Raw genomic sequence first — 23178 nt, forward strand, 5'->3', positions numbered from 1 at the left:
CATGAGCACCCACCTGCCGATCGGCACCGCCGCGCCCGATGCCGCAGACGCCGGCGCCTCGCACCGCTGGTACCCGAAGGGCACGCACATCACGATCCGCGGGCTGACCAAGCGCTTCCAGGACGCGACCATCTACGACAACTTCGACCTCGACATTCCGAAGGGAAAGATCGTGTCGGTGTTCGGCCCCAACGGCTGCGGCAAGAGCACGCTGATCAACATGATCGCGGGCATCCTGCCGTGCGACAGCGGGCAGATCCTGTTCGAGGGCAAGGAAGCGCGCGAGACGCGCATCGGCTACGTGTTCCAGAACTACCGCGAGGCGGTGTTCCCGTGGCTGCGCGCGATCGACAACATCCGCTACCCGCTGCAGTACCTGAACCTGTCGAAGGTGGAGCAGCAGGCGCGCATGGACAGGCTGATGGAAAGCTTCGACGTCAAGCTCGACCTGCAGCGCTACCCCTACCAGATGTCGGGCGGCCAGCAGCAGCTGGTGTCGATCATGCGGGCACTGGTGGTCGACCCCGAGGTGCTGTTCCTCGACGAACCCTTTTCCGCGCTCGACTACGAGATGGTGATGTTCCTGCGCGAGCGGCTGCAGAAGGTGCTGGTCGAACGCCGGACCACCACCTTGCTGGTCTCGCACGACCTCGACGAGGCCGTGCTGCTGGCCGACGAGGTGCTGCTGCTGACCAAGCGGCCCACGCGCGTGGCCGAGAACCTGCCCTTCGACGTGCCGCGCCCGCGCACGGCCGACACCACGATCACGCCGGCCTTCATCGCCACCAAGACCCGCGCGCTGGACGTGTTCCAGCGGGAGGTGCGCAAGCCATGAGCCTCGCCCATCGAGCCAACGCCTTCGGCGCCCGCTTGCGCCCGCTGTTCGGCATCGCCGCGCTGATCGGCCTCTGGGCCTTCGTGCATGCAACGCGCGCGGTCGACCCGGTGCTGCTGCCCTCGCCGCTCGAGGCCCTCGCCGCCTTCTGGAACGGCCTCGCGCACGGCACGCTGTGGGGCGACTTCTTCAAGACCATCGTGCGCACCGTCACGTCCTTCGGCCTCGCGCTCGTGATAGCGGTGCCGCTGGGCATCGTGCTGGGGTCGAACGAGAAGATCTACGAATCGATCGAGTTCGCGATCGACTTCTTCCGCTCGACGCCGGCCTCGGCCATGTTCCCGCTGTTCCTGGTGCTGTTCGGCGTCGGCGAGGCCACCAAGATCGCGGTCGCGGCCTTCGGCGCGGCGCTGGCCATCCTGTTCAACGTCGCCTACGGCGTGATGAGCGCGCGCAAGCAGCGTCAGCTCGCGGCCAAGGTGATGGGCGCGCCGCGCTGGCGCGTGCTGACCGACGTGATCCTGCTCGAATCGATGCCGCAGGTGTTCGTCGGCATGCGCTCGGGCGTGTCGATCGCGCTGGTGATCGTGATCGTGGCCGAAATGTTCATCGGCTCCACCGATGGCCTCGGCCAGCGCATCATGAATGCGCAGACCATTTTCGACATGCCCGACATGTACGCCTCGATCTTCGCGGCGGGCCTGCTCGGCTACGTGATGAACCTCGTGTTCCTGGTGGCGGAGCGGCGCTTCGTCCACTGGGGCGGAAAGTAAGACAAGCCATGACCGTTTCCATGACCGACATCAGCCTGCCGGCCGTGCTTGCCGAAGTCGAGGCCGCGTTCGCCGAGTACGAGCGCGCGCTCGTCACCAACGACGTGCCGGTGCTCGACAGGCTCTTCTGGGATTCGCCGCACACGCTGCGCTACGGCGCCGGCGAGAACCTCTACGGCTACGACGCAATACGCGCGTTCCGCCAGGGCCGACCCGCGGTCAACCTCGAGCGCGAGATCACCGCAAAGGCCATCACCACCTTCGGGCAGGACTTTGCGGTCGCGAACGTCGAGTTCAGGCGCACGGGCAGCGACCGCACGGGCCGCCAGAGCCAGACCTGGGTGCGCCTGCCGGAGGGCTGGCGCGCGGTGTCCGCGCACGTGAGCCTCATGGGCTAGCGCCCGTCAGCGCTATTTCTTCGGCTGGCCCTTCATCATGTCGATGATGTTCATCTTCATGCCGTTCCCCATGATCATGTCGCCGGGCTTCTGCCCGGCCTTGCACGGGCCGACCCACTTCGCCTCCATGACGAAGCTCCCACTGGATTTGCCCATCATCGGCGGCTTGTAGGTCGAGCTGCTTTCCATCCGGTAGCTGGAGCCGAAGTCGCCCGTGACCACCGCGTGGCTGGTGGCGGTGGTCGTGCCCATCTTGCACACGGAATCGATCACCAGCGCGCTGCCTTCCCTGCGCATCTCCTGCTTCGAGCAGGCGTCCTTGCCCATGCCCTGCCCCATGTCGCGCAGCGCCTGGTCGGTGGCGGCGTCGATGCATTGCTGCACGGTCTGCACCGGCGCGCTGTTGGCGCCACCGGCGCCGTCCCCCATCTTCATCTCCCAGAGGCCGGGCTTGCGTGGCGGATAGTCGGCGGCATGCAGCGCGCCGGCGCAGCTGCCGAGCGCGCAGGCCAGCGCCTTCGCGCGCAGGGAAGGAGAAAGGCGAAGCAGCGGCATCGAGACCTCGGTTCAGTCAGAGTGGCGAGCCTCGATTTGTACCGCGCACCCCGACGGCGCGGAATACCGCGATCGGCCTATCTCACCAGGGCGTCCACTTCGCCTCGCTGGCCGCCGAAGCCACCGTGCGCTCGATAAAGCGCACGCCGCGCGCACCGTCTTCCACGCGCGGGTAGTCGGCCGCGATGGCATCGGCCTGCTGTCCCGCATGCCGTGCGCGGATGTCTGCCACGACGCCGGCATAGATGTTGGCAAAGGCCTCGATGAAGCCCTCGGGATGGCCGGCCGGCAGGCGGCTCGCGCGCTGCGCCGCCTCGCACAGCCAGGGCGAACCGCGCGTGAGGATCCGCTTCGGCCCGTCGTGCGGCAGGTGCACCAGCTGGCTCGGCTGCTCCTGCCGCCACTCGAGCGTGCCGAGCGTGCCCGAGACGCGCAGCCGCAGGTCGTTCTCCAGGCCGGTGTTGATCTGCGAGGCAATCAGCACGCCGCGCGCGCCGCCCTTGAAGCGCAGCAGCAGGCTGCCGTCGTCGTCGAGCATGCGGCCCGGCACCAGCGCGCTCAGGTCGGCGCACAGGCTCTCGATCTCCAGGCCGGTGACGCTGGCGACCAGGTTCTCGGCATGCGAGCCGATGTCGCCGATGGCGCCGGCCGCGCCGCTCCTCGCGGGGTCGGTGCGCCAGTCGGCCTGCTTGTTGCCGGCGCCTTCGAGCTGGCTCGCGAGCCAGCCCTGGTTGTATTCGACCACCACCTTGCGCAGTTCGCCGAGCTGGCCCGAGCGGACCATCTCGCGCGCCTGCCGCACCATCGGGTAGCCGGTGTAGTTGTAGGTCACGCCGAACAGCGTGCCCTGCTTCTTCACGGCCGCCACCAGCGCGTCGGCCTGCGCGCGCGTGTGCACCAGCGGCTTGTCGCACACCACGTGGAAGCCGGCTTCCACAAAGGCCTGCGCGACCGGAAAGTGCATGTGGTTGGGCGTGACGATGGAGACGAAGTCGATGCGCTCCTCCGGCGGGCGCTTCAGCTCGTCGGCCAGCAGCGACTGCCAGTCGCCATGGTTGCGGTCGTCCGCCAGGTGCAGGTCGCGCCCCGAGGCGCGCGCCTTCTCGGGACTCGACGACAGCGCGCCGGCCACGAGATCGATCTGTCCGTCGAGCGCCATGGCGTTGCGGTGCACGGCGCCGATGAAGGCGTCGCGGCCGCCGCCGACCATGGCGCAGCGCAGTTTGCGGGGAGGTTGATCAGTCATCGATAGGAGATCCTGGTAACTGTCCCCTCTCCCTCCGGGAGAGGGCTAGGGTGAGGGCCTCGGCGTTTGCGAGCGCATGGCCTCGGCCCTCGCCGCTGGCCCTCACCCCAACCCTCTCCCCAAGGGGAGAGGGAGGAAGGCGACTCAGAACGGCGAGTTCGGGTGGTAGAAGTCTTTCGCGTTTTCCTTGGTGATCAGCACCGACGGAATGATCGTGGTCGCGGGCAGCTTCTCGCCCTTCAGCCGCGCTTCGGCCGTGAGCTTGATCGCGTCGTAGATGAACTTGGGCGAGTAGCTCACGTCGGCTGTGATGCGCTTGTCCTTGCCGTCCATGATGGTCTTGACCATGCTTTTGGCGCCCGCGCCGCCGAAGATGATCTTGATGTCGTCGCGCTTGGCCTGCTCGATGGCCTTGAGCACACCCACGGCCATGTCGTCGTCGGCGGCCCAGATGGCGTCGATGTTCTTGAAGCGCGTGAGGTAGTCCTGCGTGACCTTGAAGGCGTCGTCGCGGTTCCAGTTGGCGTACTTGGCATCGAGCAGCTTGATGTCGGGGCTGCCCTTGAGCACCGCGTTGAAGGCGTCCATGCGTTCGTTGTCCAGCGTGGTGGCAATGCCGCGCAGCGCGACCACGTTGCCCTTGCCGCCGAGCTGCTTCACGATGTACTCGGCCGGAATGCGGCCGAAGGCGGTGTTGTCGCCGGCCACGTAGGCATCCTGCGCGCTGGTGTCAGTGAGGCCGCGGTCGACCACGGTCACGAAGGCGCCCTTGGCCTTGACCTGCGCCACCGGCTTGGTCAGCGCGGCCGACTCGAACGGGAACACGACCAGCGCATTGATCTTGGTGACGGTCGAGAGGTCTTGCAGCTGGTTCGCCTGCTCGGGCGCATTGGCCGCGGTCTTGATCGTGATCTTCAGGTCCTTGTGTTCCTTCTCCAGATCCTTCTTCGCCTGGTTGGCCCAGTAGTTGATGCCGCCCATGAAGCTGTGCGTGGCCGCCGGAATCGAAACGCCGAGGTTCACTTTCTCGGCAGCGAATGCGGGCAGGCTCGCGAGCGCTGCGGCCGCCACGGCCGTGAGTGCGATGCGACGTGTGAAGCTTGTCATGCTGGATGTCTCCTTGTGGTTGATGGAACGGGAACGAGCTAGCGGCGGCCTCGCTGGAGGAACGCGACGATGATGATCACGAAGCCCTGCACCGCGGCGTTGAGGTACACGCTGATGATGCTGGTGAGGTTCAGGATGTTGCTGATGACCGAGAGCAGGATCGCGCCGATCACCGTGCCCGTGATGCTGCCCGCGCCGCCCTTGAGCGCGGTGCCGCCGACAATCACCGCGGCAATCGCCTCGAGCTCCCACAGGAGGCCCGTGGTCGGCGAAGCGGATCCGAGGCGCGGCACGTAGAGCAGGGTGGCAATGCCCACGCACACGCCGAGCAGCACGTAGGTGAGGATCTTCACGCGGTCCACATCCACCGCCGCATAGCGCGCGACCTGCTCGTTGGAGCCGATGGCCTGCACGTAGCGCCCGTAGGCCGTGCGGTTCAATATGACGCCGCCGATGATCGCGACGATCACGAACACCCACACCGGCACCGGAATGCCCGCCAGGCTCGCGTAGTACACCGGCGCATAGAGGTCCGACAGCTCGTTGTCGAGCGTGAGCGCGCCGCCGTCGGCAAAGTACGTGAGGTAGGCGCGGAAGATGCCGAGCGTGCCCAGCGTGACGATGAAGGGTTCGATGCGCCCCTTGGTGATCAAGAGGCCGTGTGCGAGCCCGAACAGCGCGCCCAGCACCACCGCGAGCACTGCGCCCATCACCACCGCCATCAGCGGCGAGCCCGAGGCGGGCCCGGCCCAGTTGATGAACATGATCACGCTGCCCGCGATGAGCGCCGCCATCGAGCCCACCGACAGGTCGATGCCGCCCGAGATGATCACGAAGCACATGCCCACCGCGATGATGCCGATGAAGGCCGTGCGCGTGAGTACGTTCATGGCGTTGTCGACAGTTGCGAAGTCGCTGTTCAGCAACGTGCCCGCAATGCACAGCAGCACCAGGCCGATGACCGGCCCCAGGCCGTGCAGGTGCTCGGTCCAGCGCGGCTTGCCCTCGCTGCGGTGTTGCGCGGCGTCAGGCTGCGACGTGGGTGTCTGCTGTTCCGGTGGCATGAGCGATGAGCTCCTCTTCAGTCAAGTGGTCGGCGTTGAGCGTGGCGACGAGGCGGCCCGCGCGCATCACCGCCACGCGGTGGCATAGGCCGATGAGTTCCATCAGCTCCGACGAGACGACGATCACCGCGAGCCCCTCGCGGGCGAGTCGCTGGATCAAAAAATAGATGTCGCGCTTGGCGCCGATGTCGACGCCGCGCGTGGGCTCGTCGAGCACCACCACCTTGGGCTTGGGCTGCAGCACCTTGGCGAGCGCGAGCTTCTGCTGGTTGCCGCCCGAGAGCGACGACGCGCGCACGTCGAGCGAGCCGGTGCGGATGCCGTAGTCCTTCACGGCCTCGGCCAGCGCGCCGCGCTCGGCGTCGGGCTGCAGCCAGGGCTGCGCATAGCGCTCGAGCGCCATCAGCGTGAGGTTCTCGCGCAGGCCGAAGTTCACGTGCAGGCCCTTGCCCTTGCGGTCTTCGCTGAGGTAGGTGAGGCCGTGTTTCGCGGCATCGCGCGGACTGCGCCAGCCCTTCTGGCCGGGCACCGGCTTGCCGAGCATCTCGACCTGGCCGCTCGCGGGCCTGAGGCCCAGCAGGCCTTCGAACAGCTCGGTTCGGCCCGCGCCGACCAGGCCCGCAAAGCCGAGGATCTCGCCCGGCCGCACGTCGAAGCTCACATCCTGCGCCCAGCCGGGCACGCTGAAATTGCGCACGCGCATGGCGGGCGCATCGGCGGCCACCACGAGGTCGCGCGGCGGATACAGGTCGGCAAGCTCGCGGCCCACCATGAGGTTGGCCATCTGCTGGCGCGTGAGCTCGGGCGTGGGCGCGCGCGCCACGAAGCGGCCGTCGCGCATCACGATCACCTCGTCGGTCACCTGCTCCACTTCGTCGAGCTTGTGCGAGATGTAGACGATGGTCACGCCATCGGCGCGCAGCTGCGCGATGAGCTTGAACAGGCGTTCGGTCTCGCCAGGGGTCAGCGTGGCCGTGGGCTCGTCCATGATCAGAAGGCGCGCGCGGCGTGCGATGGCCTTGGCGATCTCGACCAGTTGCTTCTCCGCGACGATGAGCCTGCGCACCTTGGTGCGCGGATCGATGTTCAGGCCGACGGCGGCCAATGCGGCGGCGGCGGCGCGTTCCATCGCGGCGTCGTCGAGCAGCCAGCCATTCTTCTTTTCATGGCCCAGGAAAATGTTCTGCGCCACGCTCAGGTCTTCCGCGAGGTTGAACTCCTGGTGGATCAGCACGATGCCCAGCGCCTCGGCGTCGCGCGAGCTCGTGAACTGCTGCGGCTGGCCGTTGATGCGCAGCGTGCCGCCGGTGAGCGGCTCGTAGCCCGCGAGGATCTTCATCAGCGTGGACTTGCCCGCGCCGTTCTCGCCGAGCAGGCCGTACACGCGGCCCGGCGCCAGCGCGAAACTCACGCCGTGCAGCACTTGCACCGGGCCGAAGGCCTTCACCACGCCGTCGAACTCGACCGCCACGCTTCCCTTGGTTTCTGCTTCTGCCGTCATGGCGCCACTCCGCGGACCTTCAGTGTCTCGTGCATCGCGAGCACGCCGGCACCGATCAGGCCGCCCTGCACGCCCAGCGGCGTGTACTGGATTTCGAGGTGCCGGGTCGAGAGCGCGAGCGAGCGCTGGTACACGCTCTGCCGCACCGCCGCCAGGAACAGCGGCCCGATGCGCGTGATGCCGCCGCCGATGAACACATGCGACGGATTGAAGAAGTTCACCACCGACGCCAGCATCTGGCCGATGAGGTTGCCGGCGCGCTGGATGATGCCGTTGGCCGCCGTATCGCCGGCGCGGCTCGCCTGGCCCACGTCGACGGCATCGATGCGGCCGTGCACGCGCAGGCACTCGGCCAGCATGGCGCTTTCGCCGGCCTCGGCCGCCTGCACCGCCATGCGCGTGATGGCCGGCCCGGCGGCCATGGCTTCGACGCAGCCGACGTTGCCGCAATGGCAGCGCGGGCCGTCCTGGTCGACGCAGATGTGGCCCACGTCGCCGGCCGACCCCGCTGCGCCGCGATAGACCTCGCCATGGCAGACGATGCCGCAGCCTATGCCGGTGCCGATCTTGATCACGAGAAAGTTGTTGAGCGAGCGCTTCAGCCGCCAGAGCTCGCCGAGCGCCATCAGGTTCACGTCGTTGTCGACGAAGACGGGCGCCGCGTAATCTTCGCGCAGGTAGTCGCGGATCGAGAAACTGTCCCAGGCCGGCATCAGCGGCGGATTCACGAGCTGGCCGATCTCGAAGTTGACGGGGCCGGGCACGCCGATGCCGATGCCCAGCACGTCCTTCGCGCCGTGGCCGCAGCGCGCGAGCAGTTCGCGCATCAGCACGCGCACCCGCGCCAGCACCACGGCCGGGCCTTCGCGAACGTCGGCCGGTTCGTCGTGCTGCGCGAGCAGCGTGAGGTCGGGGCGCAGCACCGCGACATCGAGGCTGGTGGCGCCGATGTCGATGCCCACGAGCACGCCAAGCCCGGCGTGCAACTGCAGATTTTCGGCGCGGCGGCCGCCCGAGGAGCGCTGCAGGCCGGCTTCGGCCAGCAGACCCTGGTCGACCAGGCCGGCGATCAGCGCATTGGCCTTGCTCTTGGAGAAGCCGAGCTGTTCGGCCATGGCATGGCGCGACCCGCCGGCCGACCAGAAGGTGGTCTCCAGCAACCGCATCTCGTCCGCAGTGATGCCACTCCAGGGTGCCACGCGCTTTGTCTCCAATATTCTTTTTTGCCCGTCGCCACAGCGGGCTGTTCAGGCGAATGCGAATACTAGGTGGGCGGCTTCAGCCGGACAAGGCCGAACTTCGACCATGTTCAGATCAAAGCTGCCTCGAATGTGGAGAGCCAGGCGCAAAAAAACCGCCCGAAGGCGGCTTGAGCAAGGGGCACTGGAGCGCCCGCTTTACTTTTTCTGGCGGTACTTGCGCAGCGCAGCCAGCTGCGCGGCCATCACGGCCAGTTCCGACTGCGCCATCGCGATGTCGATGTCGGTCCTGGCGTTCTTGAGCGCTTCCTCGGCGGCGGCCTTGGCCTTGTTGGCCTTCTCGTCGTCGAGGTCCTTGCCGCGGATCGCGGTGTCGGACAGCACGGTGACGGCGTTGGGCTGCACTTCGAGAATGCCGCCGGCCACGAAGACGAACTCTTCGCCGCCGTCGGCCGTTTCGATGCGCACGGCGCCCGGGCGGATGCGCGTGATCAGCGGCGTGTGGCGCGGATAGATGCCGAGCTCACCGGCTTCACCGGGCAGCGCGACGAACCTGGCTTCGCCCGAGAAGATCGACTCTTCCGCGCTGACCACGTCGACGTGAATGGTGTTTGCCATCTGAGTTCCTATCTATGCCGCTTTACGCGACCTTCTTGGCTTTTTCGAACGCTTCGTCGATGCCACCGACCATGTAGAACGCTTGTTCCGGCAGGTGGTCGGCTTCGCCGTTCACGATCATCTTGAAACCACGGATGGTTTCGGCCAGCGACACGTACTTGCCGGGCGAACCGGTGAACACTTCGGCCACGTGGAACGGCTGCGACAGGAAGCGCTGGATCTTGCGGGCGCGGGCCACAGCGAGCTTGTCGTCGGGGGCCAGTTCGTCCATGCCCAGAATCGCGATGATGTCGCGCAGTTCCTTGTAGCGCTGCAGCGTGCCTTGCACGGCGCGGGCCACATTGTAGTGCTCTTCGCCGACCACCAGCGGGTCGAGCTGGCGCGAGGTCGAATCGAGCGGGTCCACGGCGGGGTAGATACCGAGCGAAGCGATGTCGCGCGACAGCACCACGGTGGAGTCCAGGTGAGCGAAGGTGGTGGCGGGCGACGGGTCGGTCAAGTCGTCGGCTGGCACGTACACGGCCTGGATCGAGGTGATCGAGCCGACCTTGGTCGACGTGATCCGCTCCTGCAGGCGGCCCATTTCCTCGGCCAGCGTCGGCTGGTAGCCCACGGCGGAAGGCATGCGGCCCAGGAGCGCCGACACTTCGGTACCGGCCAGCGTGTAGCGGTAGATGTTGTCCACGAAGAACAGCACGTCGCGGCCTTCGTCACGGAACGACTCGGCAATGGTCAGGCCGGTCAGCGCCACGCGCAGGCGGTTGCCCGGGGGTTCGTTCATCTGGCCGTAGACCATGGCCACCTTCGACTCCTCGAGCTTCTCGAGATTCACGACGCCGGAGTCGGCCATCTCGTGATAGAAGTCGTTGCCTTCGCGGGTACGTTCACCCACACCGGCAAACACCGACAGGCCCGAGTGAGCCTTGGCGATGTTGTTGATGAGTTCCATCATGTTCACGGTCTTGCCCACGCCGGCGCCGCCGAACAGGCCCACCTTGCCGCCCTTGGCGAACGGGCAGACAAGGTCGATCACCTTGATGCCGGTTTCCAGCAGGTCTTGCGAAGGCGACAGTTCGTCGTACGCAGGGGCCTTGCGGTGGATCGATGCGGTGAGGTCCTGGCTCACCTCGCCGCGCTCGTCGATCGGACGGCCGAGCACGTCCATGATGCGGCCCAGCGTGGCCTTGCCGACGGGCACCGTGATGGGTGCGCCGGTGTTGGTCACGATCAGGCCGCGGCGCAGGCCGTCGGACGAGCCGAGGGCAATGGTGCGCACCACGCCGTCGCCCAGCTGCTGCTGGACTTCGAGGGTCAGCCCGCCGCCTTCGAATTTCAAGGCGTCATACACCTTGGGCATCTGGTCACGCGGGAACTCCACGTCGACCACGGCGCCGATACATTGGACAATTTTTCCTTCAGCCATGGCGTTTCCTTCTGGATCTCAATAATGTTGCGACAGGTTCTTGCAGAAGCGTCCTTGTGCCATCGCGGGCCGCTTTTGCAAGAATGCCGGACGGGCCGGCACCCTTGATTTCTTCAGATACGTCCGATCAGCACTTCAGCGCCGCCGCCTGTGCAGCGAAGGCATCGCTGGCAGCCTTGCAGGCCTGGCCCAGCGCGGCCTTGTCGGTGCCCATCGAAGCCCATGCGGCCTTGGTCTGCTCCACGCTCGCCTTCATCGCATCGGCAGCAGCGCCGCTTTGCGAAGACACGCAAGCCTGGGCCTTGGCCAGGTAGTCGTTGCACTCCTGCGGCAGGTCCGCGGCCGACGCCGTGGGAGCGGCGGCTGCGGGTGCGGCCGGAGCTGCGGGCGCGGGAGCCGGCGCAGCGGCGGGTGCCGGCGGTGCAGCAGGCGCCTCTTCCTTCTTGGAGCAGGCAGTCAGGGCGGCGGCCATGGCCACCAGAACGAGAAGTTTCTTCATTTGTGCAGAGTCCCCAAAAAAAGGCCTTCGGTTATCGGTTCGCAATGCGAAGCGCGAATGGCAATGTGGCCTGGTCCATTGCCGCAATCAAACACCGGCCGCCGCAGCGGCGCCGGACACGATTTCCGAAAGCTCTTTGGTGATGCCTGCCTGGCGGGTCTTGTTGTAGACCAGCTTCAGTTCGTCGATCACGTTGCCTGCGTTGTCGGTTGCGGCCTTCATGGCCACCATGCGCGCCGAATGCTCGGAGGCCATGTTCTCGGCCACGGCCTGGTAGACCAGCGACTCCACATAGCGCACCAGCAGCTCGTCGATCACGCTCTGTGCATCGGGCTCGTAGATGTAGTCCCACGAATGGTGGCCGGCCTCGACCTGCAGCGAGTCCGCGGCCAGCGGCAGCAGCTGCTCGACGAGCGGCTCCTGCTTGATCGTGTTGATGAACTTGGTGTAGCACAGGTACACGGCCGACAGCTTGCCCTCCGCATAGGCGTCGAGCAGCGTCTTGACCGGCCCGATGAGCTTGTCGAGATGCGGCGTGTCGCCCAGGTGGGTGACGTGGGCCACCACGCGCGCACCGATGCGGTTCATGAAGCCCAGGCCCTTGTTGCCGATGGCCACCGACTCGATCGCAACGCCCGCGGCCTGCGCTTCCCGCAGCTTGGCCGTCACGGCGCGCAGCAGGTTGGTGTTCAAGCCGCCGCACAGGCCCTTGTCGCTCGTGACGATGATGAAGCCGATGGCCTTGGCCTCGTTCTTCTTCATGAACGCGTGCGTGTACTCGGGATTCGCCTTGCCCAGGTTGGCCGCGATGTTGCGAATTTTCTCGCTGTAGGGGCGGGCGGCACGCATGCGCTCTTGCGCCTTGCGCATCTTGGAAACCGAGACCATTTCCATGGCCTTGGTGATCTTCTTGGTGTTTTCCACCGATTTGATCTTGCCGCGGATTTCCTTACCAGCTGCCATGAGTGCTCCTTGTCCGGCCGATCAGGCGAACGACTTCTTGAACGCCGTGATGGCGGCGGTCAGCTCGGCCTCGGCGTCCTTGTCGAGCGCCTTGGCCTTTTCGATCTTGTCGAGCAGCGCAGCATGGCTGGACTTCAGGAACTGGTGCAGGCCGTGTTCGAACGGCAGCACCTTCTTGATGTCGAGGTCGTCCATGAAGCCCTTGTTCACCGCGAACAGCGTGGCGCCCATCAGCGAGATCGGCAGCGGGCTGTACTGGGCCTGCTTGAGCAGTTCGGTCACGCGGGCACCGCGGTCGAGCTGCTTGCGGGTGGCTTCGTCCAGGTCGGAGGCGAACTGCGCGAACGCAGCCAGCTCGCGGTACTGGGCCAGGTCGGTACGGATACCGCCCGACAGGCCCTTGATGATCTTGGTCTGCGCCGACGAACCCACGCGCGACACCGAGATACCGGCGTTGATGGCGGGGCGGATGCCGGCGTTGAACAGGCTGGTTTCCAGGAAGATCTGGCCGTCGGTGATCGAGATCACGTTGGTCGGAACGAAGGCGGACACGTCGCCGGCCTGCGTTTCGATGATCGGCAGTGCCGTGAGCGAACCGGTCTTGCCCTTGACCGCACCCTTGGTGAAGGCTTCGACGTAGTCGGCGTTCACGCGGGCTGCGCGCTCGAGCAGGCGGCTGTGGAGATAGAACACGTCGCCGGGGTAGGCTTCGCGGCCTGGCGGGCGGCGCAGCAGCAGCGAAACCTGGCGGTAGGCCACGGCCTGCTTGGAGAGGTCGTCATAGACGATGAGCGCGTCTTCGCCGCGGTCGCGGAAGTATTCGCCCATGGTGCAGCCCGAGTAGGCCGACACGTACTGCATGGCCGCCGACTCGGAGGCCGATGCGGCCACCACGATGGTGTAGTCCATTGCGCCAGCTTGTTCCAGTGCGCGCACCACGTTCTTGATCGACGAAGCCTTCTGGCCGATCGCAACGTAGACGCAGGTCATGTTCTGACCCTTCTGGTTGATGATCGCGTCGATCGCCACGGCCGTCTTGCCGGTCTGGCGGTCGCCGATGATCAGTTCGCGCTGGCCGCGGCCGATCGGCACCATCGAGTCGATCGACTTGAGGCCGGTCTGCATTGGCTGGTCGACCGACTTGCGGGCGATCACGCCCGGGGCGACCTTTTCGATCACGTCGGTCATCTTGGCGTTGATCGGGCCCTTGCCGTCGATCGGCTGGCCCAGTGCGTTCACCACGCGGCCGATGAGTTCGGGGCCGACGGGCACTTCCAGGATGCGGCCCGTGCACTTGACGGTGTCGCCTTCGGAGATGTGCTCGTATTCGCCCAGGATCACGGCGCCGACCGAGTCGCGCTCGAGGTTCAGCGCCAGGCCGAACGACGGCGTGCCGTCAGCCGTGGGCGGGAACTCGAGCATTTCGCCCTGCATTGCATCGGACAGGCCGTGCACGCGCACGATGCCGTCGGTCACCGAAACCACGGTGCCCTCGTTGCGGATGTTGGCGCTGACCCCAAGGCCCTCGATGCGGCTCTTGATCAGTTCGGAAATTTCTGCGGGATTGAGTTGCATGACTCTTTCCTTCTTTCTTTGAGGCTACAAGTAGAGGGCTGAAGACCGTCAGGCCGCCAGCGCAACTTTCATTTGTTCAAGGCGCGCTTTGACGGAGGTGTCGAGCACCTCGTCGCCGACCACCACGCGAATGCCGCCGATCAGTTCCGGCTCTTGCTGGACCGTGACCTGGAGCTTGCGGCCGAAACGCTTTTCGAGCGCGGCCGCCACATTGGCCAGAACCGCGGCATCGATCGGGAAGGCGCTGTAGACCACGGCGTCGGACGAACCGCTCTTCGCATTGGCCAGTGCCCGGAACTGCTTCGCAATTTCCGGCAGCACCGAGAAGCGCCCGTTGTCGAGGAGCGCACCCAGGAAATTCTGGGCATGGGCAGCCAGCGGCGCACCGAAGGCGCCGGCGACCACGCCGAGAACCTGTTCGGCCGTGGCCTTGGGGTTGTCGGCGAACTGCTGGAGCTCCGGATTGGCCGCGATGGCGGCAACCTTTTCGAGCCAGACGCTGGTTCCGGCGACGTCGGACGACGAGGCCTTGAAAAGCGCCTCGGCGTAGGGGCGTGCAATGGTGGCGAGTTCTGCCATGGCTTCTATCAGAGTTCGGTCTGCAGGCGGGCGAGCAAATCGGCGTGGACGCCCGCATTCACTTCCTTGCGCAGAATCTGCTCTGCGCCCTTGACGGCCAGTGCGGCAACCTGTTCGCGCAATGCTTCGCGCGCCTTCAGTGCCTGCTGGTCGGCTTCGACGCGTGCAGCCGCAACGATCTTGTTGCCTTCTTCGGTCGCGCGGGCCTTGGCCTCTTCAACGATGGCCTGGGCGCGACGTTCGGCGTCGGCAAGACGTTGTGCGGACTCGTTGCGTGCCTGGCCCAGTTCGGCTTCCACGCGCTTGTTGGCGGCGGACAGTTCGGACTTGGCCTTGTCGGCGGCAGCGAGGCCTTCGGCGATCTTCGCAGCGCGGTCGTCCAGCGCCTTCGCGATCGGCGGCCACACGAACTTCATCGTGAACCCGACCAGGATCAGGAACACGATCATCTGAACGATCAGGGTACCGGTAATGCTCACTTTTCACCCTCTCTTTGGGATTGAATGCGAAGCCATTCCACAGCGGGGAACGACGACACGGGTCCGACGAGAAAGACTTACTTCGGCAGGTTGGCGATCTGAGCCAGGAACGGGTTGGCCGTTGCGAACCACAGCGCGATACCGGTGCCGATAATGAAAGCAGCGTCGATCAGGCCGGCCAGCAGGAACATCTTGGTTTGAAGTTCACCCATGAGTTCAGGCTGACGTGCGGCCGACTCGAGGTACTTGCTGCCCATGATGCCGATGCCGATACATGCGCCCACAGCGCCCAGACCGATGATCAGGCCGGCGGCCAGTGCAACAAAGCTAATAACTTCCATGATGACTCCTAGAGGACTTTGGTTGAAGAGAAAACAAAAAACAAAAACGAAAACGGATGATCAGTGGTGATCGTGGGCCTGGCCGATGTAGACCAGCGCCAGCATCATGAACACGAAGGCCTGCAGCGTGATGATCAGGATGTGGAAGATGGCCCAGGCCGTGCCCGCGACGATGTGGCCCAGCGCCAGCAGCACGCCGGTGGTCGACAGCGTCCAGGCGCCGCCCATCAGCGCGATCAGCAGGAAGATCAGTTCGCCGGCATACATGTTGCCGAACAGCCGCATGCCGTGCGAGACGGTCTTGGCGACGAACTCGATCATCTGCATCGCGAAGTTGAACGGATACAGCGCCCAGTGGTTGCCGAACGGCGCGGTGAAGAGTTCGTGCACCCAGCCGCCGAAGCCCTTGATCTTGATGTTGTAGAACAGGCAGACCAGCAGCACAGCCACCGACATGCCCATGGTCACCGAGAGGTCGGCCGTAGGCACGACGCGCAGGTAGGCATGGTGCGGGTCTTCGCCGGCGATGTGGAAAATCTTGGCCCAGATCGCCGGGAACAAATCGACCGGGAACAGGTCCATTGCATTGAGCAGGAAGATCCAGACGAAGATCGTGAGCGCCAGCGGAGCAACGAACTTGCGGCTGGTGGCGTTGTGGACGATGCCCTTGGCCTGCTGGTCGACCATTTCCACCAGCAGTTCGACGGCCGCTTGAAAACGGCCGGGAACGCCCGACGTAGCCTTGCGGGCAGCCAGCCAGAGCAGCCAGCAACCCAGGATGCCCAGTGCTATCGAGAAAAAGAGCGAGTCGAAATTGAAAACCGAAAAGTCCGCAACACCCCCAGGCTTGGAGCTTTGCAGGTGCGTCAAGTGGTGAATGATGTATTCACCCGCGGTCTGACCATGTTCCGCAGCGTTTTCAGCAGCCATTCAGTTACTCGTCTCTATGTTGCCGGCGCCGGGGCGAGAACATCACCGCCAACCAGGCCGCCTTCATTGTCACCACCAGGCCGATCAGCATTGCTGGCCAGCTCAGCGCCGTTATCAGCCTTGGCGCTGCGAACAACATCGCAATCGACAAGGCCATCTTGACCATTTCCCACAGGAAGAACCCAACCACCGCAGTGCCCGGATTCAGGGAAGAAAACCGGCCGGTCAGCCCCCGCGCGAACACCGCAGCAGGAATGACCACCGCAATCGCGCCGTAGCCGGCGGACCACCCCAGATTTTGCCTCCCCGTCAGTCCCCAGGCGGCCAAAGCCACCAGCAGACCGACAACCAACTGCCCCGCGATGACCCACCAGGGGGAAATCGAGGGATGCCTTGCACGCAGTTCACGCGCCTCATCGGCGGTCAACGGCTTGTACTCTGCGTCGAGGTCTTCAGCGACCCACTCATCTTTTCGGGCGATTTTTTTCATTTCGAATGAAGCCCGGATGACGACCCAGAATTTCTACAAAGCCATTGATTATAAGTAAAAACCCAGCCCATCCGGCCACCCGATCTGTCGCGCTTGCAAATCGAGTCTTCGTTGGCTGACGAGAGCCCGACCTGGCGCGCGCAACCATAATTCAGCATGCACCCTCTTACCGCCGCACTCCCCTCCACGCTCTGCTACCTCGATGGCGAGTACACCGCGCTCAAGGACGCCCGCATCAGCGTTCTCGACCGCGGCTTCATCTTCGGCGACGGCATCTACGAAGTCGTCCCCGTCTACGGCGGCCAGCCCTTCTGCTTCGATGAACACATGGCGCGGCTCGATCGCTCGCTGGCCGAACTGCAGATTGCCAATCCGCTCACGCTCGCCCAGTGGCGCGGCATCGTGATGCGGCTCATCGAGCCGGGCGGCGATACGCCCCAGGCCGTGTACTTTCAAATTACCCGCGGCGTTGCGCCGCGCGATCATGCCATGACCCAGGGCGTGCGCCCGACCGTGTTCGTGATGGTGAATCCGCTTCCGCCGGTGGCCGATGCCGTGCGCGCCAAGGGCGTGGCCTGCGTGAGTGCGGCCGACTTCCGCTGGCAGAAGGCGCACATCAAGAGCACCAGCCTGCTGGGCGCGGTGCTGGCGCGCCAGATCAGCATCGAGGCCGGCGCGGCCGAGACCATCATGTTCAGGGACGAATGGCTCAGCGAGGCATCGTCGAGCAATGTGTGGATCGTGAAGGACGGCGTGCTCACCGGACCGCCCAAGGACAACCTTGTGCTGACCGGCATCCGCTACGGCCTGCTCGAACGCCTGTGCGCCGAGTGCGGCATTGCGTTTGCGCTGCGCCGCATTTCGCAGGGCGAGGTGTTCGACGCCGACGAGTTGCTGCTTTCGTCGGCCAGCAAGGAAGTGCTGCCGGTCGTGGCGCTCGATGGCCAGCCCATTGGGAACGGCCGCCCCGGCCCCATCTATCAAGCCTTGTACGCGGCTTACCAGCAGGCCAAGCAGCGCAATGCCCAGCAGCCACAGAAGCAAGGAGCGACCACCGCATGAGCAGCAGCACCACCGACATCACCGACGCCAGCACTCCGATCCCCGATCCGCGCAAGGAATCGCTGATCGAGTACCCCTCGCAGTTCCCGATCAAGGTCATGGGCGTCAAGGCCGACGGCTTCGTGCATGCGATCACCCAGATTGCCGAACGCTTCGACCCGGCCTTCGACGCCACCACGGTCGAGCTGCGCGACAGCAAGGCAGGCAACTACCTGGGCGTGACGATCACCGTGACCGCCACCAGCCGCGAGCAGCTCGACGATCTGTACCGCGCGCTGTCGGCCCATCCGCTGGTCAAGGTCGTTCTCTGAAGCAGTGAGCGCCGGGCACGCAATGAGCACGGGCATCGAACCGACATGGCTGGGCGCCGCCGACTACGCCGCCACCTATGGCGCGATGAAGCAGTTCACGCTCGAGCGCCTGCCCGAGACGCCCGATGCGCTGTGGATCTGCGAGCACGCGCCGGTCTTCACGCAGGGCATCGCGGGCAAGCAGGACCACATCCTGAATCCCGGCGGCATTCCGGTGGTGCAGACCGACCGCGGCGGCCAAGTCACCTTCCACGGCCCGGGCCAGGTGGTGGCCTATCCGCTGATCGATCTTCGGCGCGCGGGCTACTTCGTGAAGGAATACGTCTACCGCATCGAGGAATCGGTGCTGCGCACGCTGGCCCACTTCGGCGTGACCGGCCACCGCGTGGCGGGCGCGCCGGGCATCTATGTGCGGCTCGACGACCCTTTTTCACATGCTGCGCTGACCGGCCCGCTGCCCGCCGGCGACCCGTTTCGCGGCCTCGGCAAGATCGCCGCGCTCGGCATCAAGGTGAGCCGCCACGCCACCTACCACGGCGTCGCGCTCAACGTCGAGATGGACCTCGAACCCTTCTCGCGGATCAACCCTTGTGGTTATGCGGGGCTGCAAACGGTCGATCTTTCTACAATCGGGGTCCAAACCACATGGGAAGAAGCCGCCCGGGTGCTGAGCCAGAAGCTCACCACCTACCTGGCGCCTTAGCAATCCAATGAGCACCACAGAAGTCGTCCCGTCCCCCGTCGTGAGAGAGGCGCAAAGCGCCGAAAACTACAATCCGCTGGCCAAGCAGAAGGCTGCGGCCAAGCTCTCGCGCATTCCCGTCAAGGTGGTGCAGCAGGGCGAGGTGCTCAAGAAGCCCGACTGGATCCGCGTGAAGGCCGGCAGCCCCACCACGCGCTTCTACGAGATCAAGCAGATCCTGCGCGAGAGCAACCTGCACACGGTCTGCGAAGAAGCCTCGTGCCCGAACATCGGCGAATGCTTCGGCAACGGCACAGCCACCTTCATGATCATGGGCGACAAGTGCACGCGCCGCTGCCCGTTCTGCGACGTGGGCCACGGCCGCCCCGACCCGCTCGACAAGGACGAGCCGCTCAACCTCGCGAAGACCATCGCCAAGCTGCGCCTGAAGTACGTGGTGATCACCAGCGTCGACCGCGACGACCTGCGCGACGGCGGCAGCCAGCACTTCGTCGACTGCATCAGGAACATCCGCGAGCTCTCGCCGATGACGCAGATCGAGATCCTGGTGCCCGACTTCCGCGGCCGCGACGACCGCGCATTGGAAATCCTCAAGGCCGCGCCGCCGGACGTGATGAACCACAACCTCGAGACCGCGCCGCGCCTCTACAAGGAAGCGCGCCCCGGCAGCGACTACCAGTTCAGCCTCAACCTGCTGAAGAAGTTCAAGGCGCTGCACCCGCAGGTTCCGACCAAGAGCGGCATCATGGTGGGCCTGGGCGAAACCGACGAAGAGATCCTGCAGGTGATGCGCGACATGCGCGCCCACGGCATCGACATGCTGACCATCGGCCAGTACCTGTCGCCGTCGGGCTCGCACCTGCCGGTGCGCCGCTACGTGCATCCCGACACCTTCAAGATGTTCGAGGAAGAGGCCTACAGGATGGGCTTCAGCCACGCGGCCGTGGGCGCGATGGTGCGCTCGAGCTACCACGCCGATCAGCAGGCGCACGCCGCCGGCGTCTGAGGCTGGGCAACGGCGGGCCGGGCCGTCGTCACGTGCAGCTCACACGGCCGGGTGCTTCTTCGCTATCCTGCCGCCTGGCCAAGACGAAGGATCGATTTTGCAAACGCACCCCGCCATTCAAGCGTCGACGGAGCGCAGTTTCGGCGCCATCGCCGAGCTGGTTCGCCTCCATGCGCAATACAGGCCCGACCACGCCGCGCTCGCGGACGCAGAGCAGGCGCTGAACTACGGCGCGCTCGACGCGCTGATGGACCGCGTCGCGGCCAGCCTGCAGCGCGCGGGGCTGGAGCCCGGCGATGCCATTGCGGTCTGCGCGGCCTCTTCGGTGAACTACGCCGCGGTGTTCCTGGGCGCATTGCGCGCGGGTGTGGCGGTCGCGCCGCTGGCACCCGGGTCCACGCCCGCCAGCCTGGCCCGCATGATCGAGGATGCCGATGCACGCATCCTCTTCACCGACGCGTCGGCCGCCGAGGTCGTCGGTCCCCTGAACGAAGGCGGCATTTCGCGCGTCGCGCTCGACGACTCAACGGTTGGCAGCAGCCTCGAGGACTGGCTCGCGCCCGCCGGTGCGCAGCCCGCCGCCGTGGACACGCAGCCTTCGTGGCCCTTCAACATCATCTATTCGTCGGGCACCACCGGCGAGCCCAAGGGCATCGTGCAGGGCCACGGCATGCGCTGGGCCCATGTGCAGCGCGGCGCCATGTACGGGTACGGCCCCGACACCGTCACGCTGCTGTCGACACCGCTTTATTCCAACACCACGCTGGTGGTGTTCTTCCCGACCCTGGCCTTCGGCGGCTGCGTGGTGCTGATGCCCAAGTTCGATGCGCTCGGCTACCTGCAGCTGGCCGAGCAGCACCGCGCGACGCACACCATGCTGGTGCCGGTGCAGTACCAGCGCCTGATGGCGCATCCGCGCTTCGGCGCGCACGACCTCTCGTCGTTCCGCTTCAAGTTCAGCACCAGCGCGCCCTTCAACGCCGCGCTCAAGGCCGATGTGCTCAAGCGCTGGCCCGGCGGGCTGATCGAGTTCTACGGCATGACCGAGGGCGGCGGCACCTGCATCCTCGAGGCGCACCTGCACCCGAACAAGCTGCACACCGTGGGCCAGCCGGCCGAAGGCAGCGATATCCGGCTGATCGACGAAGACGGCAACGAAATACCGCGCGGCAACATCGAACTGGCCGGCGAGGTGGTGGGGCACTCGGCCGGCATGATGACCGGCTACCACCGCCAGCCCGCCAAGACGCGCGAAGCCGAATGGTTCGACGCCACCGGCAAGCGCTTCATCCGCACCGGCGACGTCGGGCGCTTCGATGCCGACGGCTTCCTGACGCTGTTCGACCGCAAGAAGGACATGATCATCAGCGGCGGCTTCAACATCTATCCGAGCGATCTCGAAACGGTGCTGCGCGGCCATGCCGCCGTGGCCGACGTGGCGGTGATCGGCGTGCCGTCGGAGCAATGGGGCGAGACGCCGGTGGCCTTCGTGGTGCGCCGCGAGGGCGACAGCACCGCCGCCGACGCATTGCTGCGATGGGCCAACGCCCAGCTCGGCAAGACGCAGCGCCTGGCGCGCCTGAGTTTCATCGACGAACTGCCGCGCAGCGCCATCGGCAAGGTGCTCAAGCGCGAACTGCGTGAGCGTGAACTCGTCGGCCGCTGAAGCACAGGCACAGGCGGCCGTACCGTCCGAACAGGGCGGTGGCGGCAACGGCCTGCTGTGGCTGCTGGCCGCCGTCGCGGTGCTGTTCGCCTTCGTGCGCCCGCGTGCGCCGATGGACTGGCTGAAGCTGGTCGACTGGCAGACCGTGGGCGCGCTTGCGGGGCTGCTCGCGATCACCCAGGGCGTGGAGAAAAGCGGCATGCTGCAGGCCGCCGCGCAGCGCCTGCTCGCGCGCACGCACAGCCAGCGCAGCCTGGCGCTGATGCTGACCGCCAGCGCGGCGTTTCTGTCCGCACTGGTGACCAACGATGTGAGCCTGTTCCTGCTGGTGCCGCTCACGCGCGTGCTCGCCAGCCAGGCGCACCTGCCGCTCGCGCGGCTCGTGGTGCTCCAGGCGCTGGCCGTCAACGCGGGCTCGGCGCTTACGCCCATCGGCAATCCGCAGAACCTCTACCTCTGGCACCGCTCGGGCGAAGGCTTCGTCGCCTTCATGGGCATGATGCTGCCGACCGTGGCCGTGATGCTGTTCTGGCTCTTCGCGGCGGTCTGGCTGCTGGTGCCGCGCACGCCCATCGCGCTCAAGCCCGAGGCCAGCGCCGCTCCGGTGCAGCCGCGCCTGCTGGCATTGGCGGGCGTGCTGTTCGTCGGTTTCGTGGTGGCGCTCGACCGGCACTGGCTGCTGGCGGGCCTGGGCGTGGTGTTCGGCGTGTTCCTGGTGTCGTATCCGCGCGTCCTGCGAGGCATCGACTGGGCACTGCTCGCGATCATTGCGCTGATGTTCGTCGACCTGCGCCAGCTGGCCGAGCTGCCGGCGGTTCAATTGCTGCTGCACCACTGGCCCATCACCGAAGGATGGCGCGCCTACCTCGCCGCCATCGTTGCCTCGCAGTTCATCAGCAATGTGCCGGCCGCGATCCTGCTCGACGGCCATGTGCGCGACCTGCCCGCGCTCGCGGCCGGCGTGAGCGTGGGCGGCTTCGGCTGCGTGCTGGGTTCGCTCGCCAACCTGATCGCGCTGCGGCTGGCCAAGGTGCCGCACGGGCTGCGCGAGTTCCACCGCATCGGCATTCCCTTCCTGCTGGTGTGCGCGGCCTCGGCGCTGCTGCTCAGGCTGGGGTGACGAACCACCATGCACCCGTCCACCACTGCTGCCCTTTCGCTGCGACGCTACGGCGCCTCGCGCGGCAGCCATGCGCACGATCACTTCCAGATACTGGTCGGGCTCGATGGCGTGCTGGAGCTGGAGGTCGAGGGGCGCGGCCGGCGCGTGGGCGCCGGCGACGGCTGGGTGGTGACGCCCGGCGAGCGGCACGACTTCGAATCGCGCGCAGGCAGCCGGTGCCTCGTGCTCGACACCGCGCAGGATCTTTGGGCGCAGTGCGCGGGACGCTCCCCGATGGCGCCGCAGCTCCTGTCGCTGGCGCGCTACCTGGCACTGTGCGTGACGCAGGCTCCGCCACCCGCGGCCGCGCTGCATCATGCGCCGGCGCTGCTGCTGGAGGCCTGGGGCCCCTCGGTGCCGAACGGCCGCAGGCGCACCATCGACTGGCCGGCGCTTGCCGCCTGGGCGCAGGCGCACTGGCATCGGCCCTTGAGCGTCGCCGACCTTGCGGCGGTCGCGTGCCTGAGCCCCAGCCAATTCGCCCAGCGCTGCCGCGACGAGCAGGGCATGGCGGCCATGCAATGGCTGCGAAGCCAGCGCCTGCAGCAGGCGCGGCAACTGCGCAGCAGCGGCCTGGGCGCCGCGGAGACCGCGCGCCGCACCGGCTATCGCTCGCCTTCGGCGCTCACGGCCGCGCTTCGGCAGCGCTGAAACACCGTCGTTCCTCGACGATGGACCGTCGTTGCGCGACGA

At 66.2% G+C, this 23178-nt stretch carries 26 protein-coding genes; 10 read left to right on the forward strand and 16 right to left on the reverse strand.

The features are described 5' to 3' along the window. The first annotated feature begins 1 nt into the window (after nt 1). From QFZ47_RS10285 to hpxZ, 3 genes are read left to right on the forward strand one after another with little or no spacing between them, the layout of a single operon-like run. Nucleotides 2-835 carry an ABC transporter ATP-binding protein gene (locus tag QFZ47_RS10285; protein WP_307655550.1) on the forward strand — a complete coding sequence of 278 codons (834 nt, stop codon included), beginning with the start codon at nt 2-4 and terminating at the stop codon, nt 833-835. Further along, entirely contained in the window at nt 832-1608 is a 777-nt protein-coding gene (locus QFZ47_RS10290) for an ABC transporter permease (RefSeq protein ID WP_021012746.1), read from the forward strand. The genes QFZ47_RS10285 and QFZ47_RS10290 overlap by 4 nt, the downstream gene beginning before the upstream one ends. A gap of 8 nt (nt 1609-1616) precedes the next feature. After that, entirely contained in the window at nt 1617-2006 is a 390-nt protein-coding gene (gene hpxZ / locus QFZ47_RS10295; protein WP_307655551.1) for an oxalurate catabolism protein HpxZ, read from the forward strand. A 12-nt stretch (nt 2007-2018) separates the two neighbouring features. Here the strand turns inward: hpxZ and QFZ47_RS10300 are convergent, their stop codons facing one another. The 16 genes from QFZ47_RS10300 to QFZ47_RS10375 all read right to left on the reverse strand — a co-directional run bounded on the left by QFZ47_RS10300 (nt 2019) and on the right by QFZ47_RS10375 (nt 16575). After that, complete coding sequence (locus QFZ47_RS10300; protein WP_307655552.1) at nt 2019-2561, reverse strand: DUF3617 domain-containing protein; 543 nt, start codon at nt 2559-2561, stop codon at nt 2019-2021. An 82-nt stretch (nt 2562-2643) separates the two neighbouring features. Next, on the reverse strand, nt 2644-3807 hold the full coding sequence (locus QFZ47_RS10305; RefSeq protein ID WP_307655553.1) for a Gfo/Idh/MocA family protein: 1164 nt from the start codon (nt 3805-3807) through the stop codon (nt 2644-2646). 144 nt (nt 3808-3951) lie between these two features. Continuing rightward, entirely contained in the window at nt 3952-4914 is a 963-nt protein-coding gene (locus QFZ47_RS10310; RefSeq protein WP_307655554.1) for a substrate-binding domain-containing protein, read from the reverse strand. Nucleotides 4915-4952: 38 nt separating this feature from the next. After that, on the reverse strand, nt 4953-5978 hold the full coding sequence (locus tag QFZ47_RS10315) for an ABC transporter permease (RefSeq protein ID WP_307655555.1): 1026 nt from the start codon (nt 5976-5978) through the stop codon (nt 4953-4955). Further along, on the reverse strand, nt 5941-7479 hold the full coding sequence (locus tag QFZ47_RS10320; RefSeq protein WP_307655556.1) for a sugar ABC transporter ATP-binding protein: 1539 nt from the start codon (nt 7477-7479) through the stop codon (nt 5941-5943). Before QFZ47_RS10320 ends, QFZ47_RS10315 begins: the two co-directional genes overlap by 38 nt. Continuing rightward, on the reverse strand, nt 7476-8645 hold the full coding sequence (locus QFZ47_RS10325) for an ROK family protein (protein WP_307658921.1): 1170 nt from the start codon (nt 8643-8645) through the stop codon (nt 7476-7478). Before QFZ47_RS10325 ends, QFZ47_RS10320 begins: the two co-directional genes overlap by 4 nt. Nucleotides 8646-8876: 231 nt before the next feature. After that, nucleotides 8877-9296, reverse strand: coding sequence for a F0F1 ATP synthase subunit epsilon (locus QFZ47_RS10330; protein WP_307655557.1), 420 nt, complete (start codon nt 9294-9296; stop codon nt 8877-8879). A 22-nt stretch (nt 9297-9318) separates the two neighbouring features. Then, nucleotides 9319-10719: a F0F1 ATP synthase subunit beta gene (gene atpD / locus QFZ47_RS10335; RefSeq protein ID WP_307655558.1), complete on the reverse strand. Its 1401-nt coding sequence runs from the start codon at nt 10717-10719 to the stop codon at nt 9319-9321. Nucleotides 10720-10846: 127 nt separating this feature from the next. Continuing rightward, entirely contained in the window at nt 10847-11218 is a 372-nt protein-coding gene (locus tag QFZ47_RS10340) for a hypothetical protein (RefSeq protein ID WP_307655559.1), read from the reverse strand. 87 nt (nt 11219-11305) lie between these two features. Further along, nucleotides 11306-12181 (reverse strand): F0F1 ATP synthase subunit gamma, encoded by an 876-nt coding sequence (atpG, locus tag QFZ47_RS10345; RefSeq protein ID WP_307655560.1) that lies wholly within the window; start codon nt 12179-12181, stop codon nt 11306-11308. A gap of 21 nt (nt 12182-12202) precedes the next feature. Continuing rightward, entirely contained in the window at nt 12203-13756 is a 1554-nt protein-coding gene (gene atpA, locus QFZ47_RS10350) for a F0F1 ATP synthase subunit alpha (protein ID WP_307655561.1), read from the reverse strand. Between the two features lie 48 nt (nt 13757-13804). Next, complete coding sequence (locus QFZ47_RS10355; RefSeq protein ID WP_307655562.1) at nt 13805-14335, reverse strand: F0F1 ATP synthase subunit delta; 531 nt, start codon at nt 14333-14335, stop codon at nt 13805-13807. A gap of 8 nt (nt 14336-14343) precedes the next feature. Then, complete coding sequence (locus QFZ47_RS10360; RefSeq protein ID WP_007830193.1) at nt 14344-14814, reverse strand: F0F1 ATP synthase subunit B; 471 nt, start codon at nt 14812-14814, stop codon at nt 14344-14346. Nucleotides 14815-14891: 77 nt separating this feature from the next. Continuing rightward, nucleotides 14892-15155 carry a F0F1 ATP synthase subunit C gene (gene atpE, locus QFZ47_RS10365; RefSeq protein ID WP_007830191.1) on the reverse strand — a complete coding sequence of 88 codons (264 nt, stop codon included), beginning with the start codon at nt 15153-15155 and terminating at the stop codon, nt 14892-14894. Nucleotides 15156-15215: 60 nt separating this feature from the next. Next, nucleotides 15216-16085 (reverse strand): F0F1 ATP synthase subunit A, encoded by an 870-nt coding sequence (atpB, locus tag QFZ47_RS10370; protein ID WP_307655563.1) that lies wholly within the window; start codon nt 16083-16085, stop codon nt 15216-15218. A gap of 4 nt (nt 16086-16089) precedes the next feature. Further along, the gene (locus QFZ47_RS10375) at nt 16090-16575 is read right to left on the reverse strand and encodes an ATP synthase subunit I (RefSeq protein ID WP_307655564.1); all 486 of its coding nucleotides are present in this window, start codon (nt 16573-16575) and stop codon (nt 16090-16092) included. A 156-nt stretch (nt 16576-16731) separates the two neighbouring features. Between QFZ47_RS10375 and QFZ47_RS10380 the strand changes: the two genes are divergently transcribed. The 7 genes from QFZ47_RS10380 (at nt 16732) to QFZ47_RS10410 (ending at nt 23136) form a co-directional block, all read left to right on the forward strand. Continuing rightward, a complete protein-coding gene (locus tag QFZ47_RS10380; protein ID WP_307655565.1) occupies nt 16732-17637 on the forward strand; it encodes a D-amino acid aminotransferase in 906 nt (301 codons plus the stop codon). Then, nucleotides 17634-17948, forward strand: coding sequence for a YbeD family protein (locus QFZ47_RS10385; RefSeq protein ID WP_307655566.1), 315 nt, complete (start codon nt 17634-17636; stop codon nt 17946-17948). The genes QFZ47_RS10380 and QFZ47_RS10385 overlap by 4 nt, the downstream gene beginning before the upstream one ends. Nucleotides 17949-17970: 22 nt before the next feature. Then, nucleotides 17971-18651, forward strand: a complete 681-nt coding sequence (gene lipB / locus QFZ47_RS10390) for a lipoyl(octanoyl) transferase LipB (RefSeq protein WP_307655567.1) — start codon at nt 17971-17973, stop codon at nt 18649-18651. A gap of 7 nt (nt 18652-18658) precedes the next feature. Further along, nucleotides 18659-19657, forward strand: coding sequence for a lipoyl synthase (gene lipA, locus QFZ47_RS10395; RefSeq protein WP_307655568.1), 999 nt, complete (start codon nt 18659-18661; stop codon nt 19655-19657). Between the two features lie 94 nt (nt 19658-19751). Then, nucleotides 19752-21323, forward strand: coding sequence for a class I adenylate-forming enzyme family protein (locus tag QFZ47_RS10400; RefSeq protein ID WP_370880632.1), 1572 nt, complete (start codon nt 19752-19754; stop codon nt 21321-21323). Beyond that, entirely contained in the window at nt 21304-22443 is a 1140-nt protein-coding gene (locus QFZ47_RS10405; RefSeq protein WP_307658922.1) for an SLC13 family permease, read from the forward strand. Before QFZ47_RS10400 ends, QFZ47_RS10405 begins: the two co-directional genes overlap by 20 nt. A gap of 9 nt (nt 22444-22452) precedes the next feature. After that, nucleotides 22453-23136 carry a helix-turn-helix domain-containing protein gene (locus QFZ47_RS10410; RefSeq protein ID WP_307655570.1) on the forward strand — a complete coding sequence of 228 codons (684 nt, stop codon included), beginning with the start codon at nt 22453-22455 and terminating at the stop codon, nt 23134-23136. The last annotated feature ends 42 nt before the right edge of the window (nt 23137-23178 follow it).

Origin of the sequence: Variovorax paradoxus, from assembly GCF_030815975.1 — a bacterium.
Lineage (GTDB): Bacteria > Pseudomonadota > Gammaproteobacteria > Burkholderiales > Burkholderiaceae_C > Variovorax > Variovorax paradoxus_N.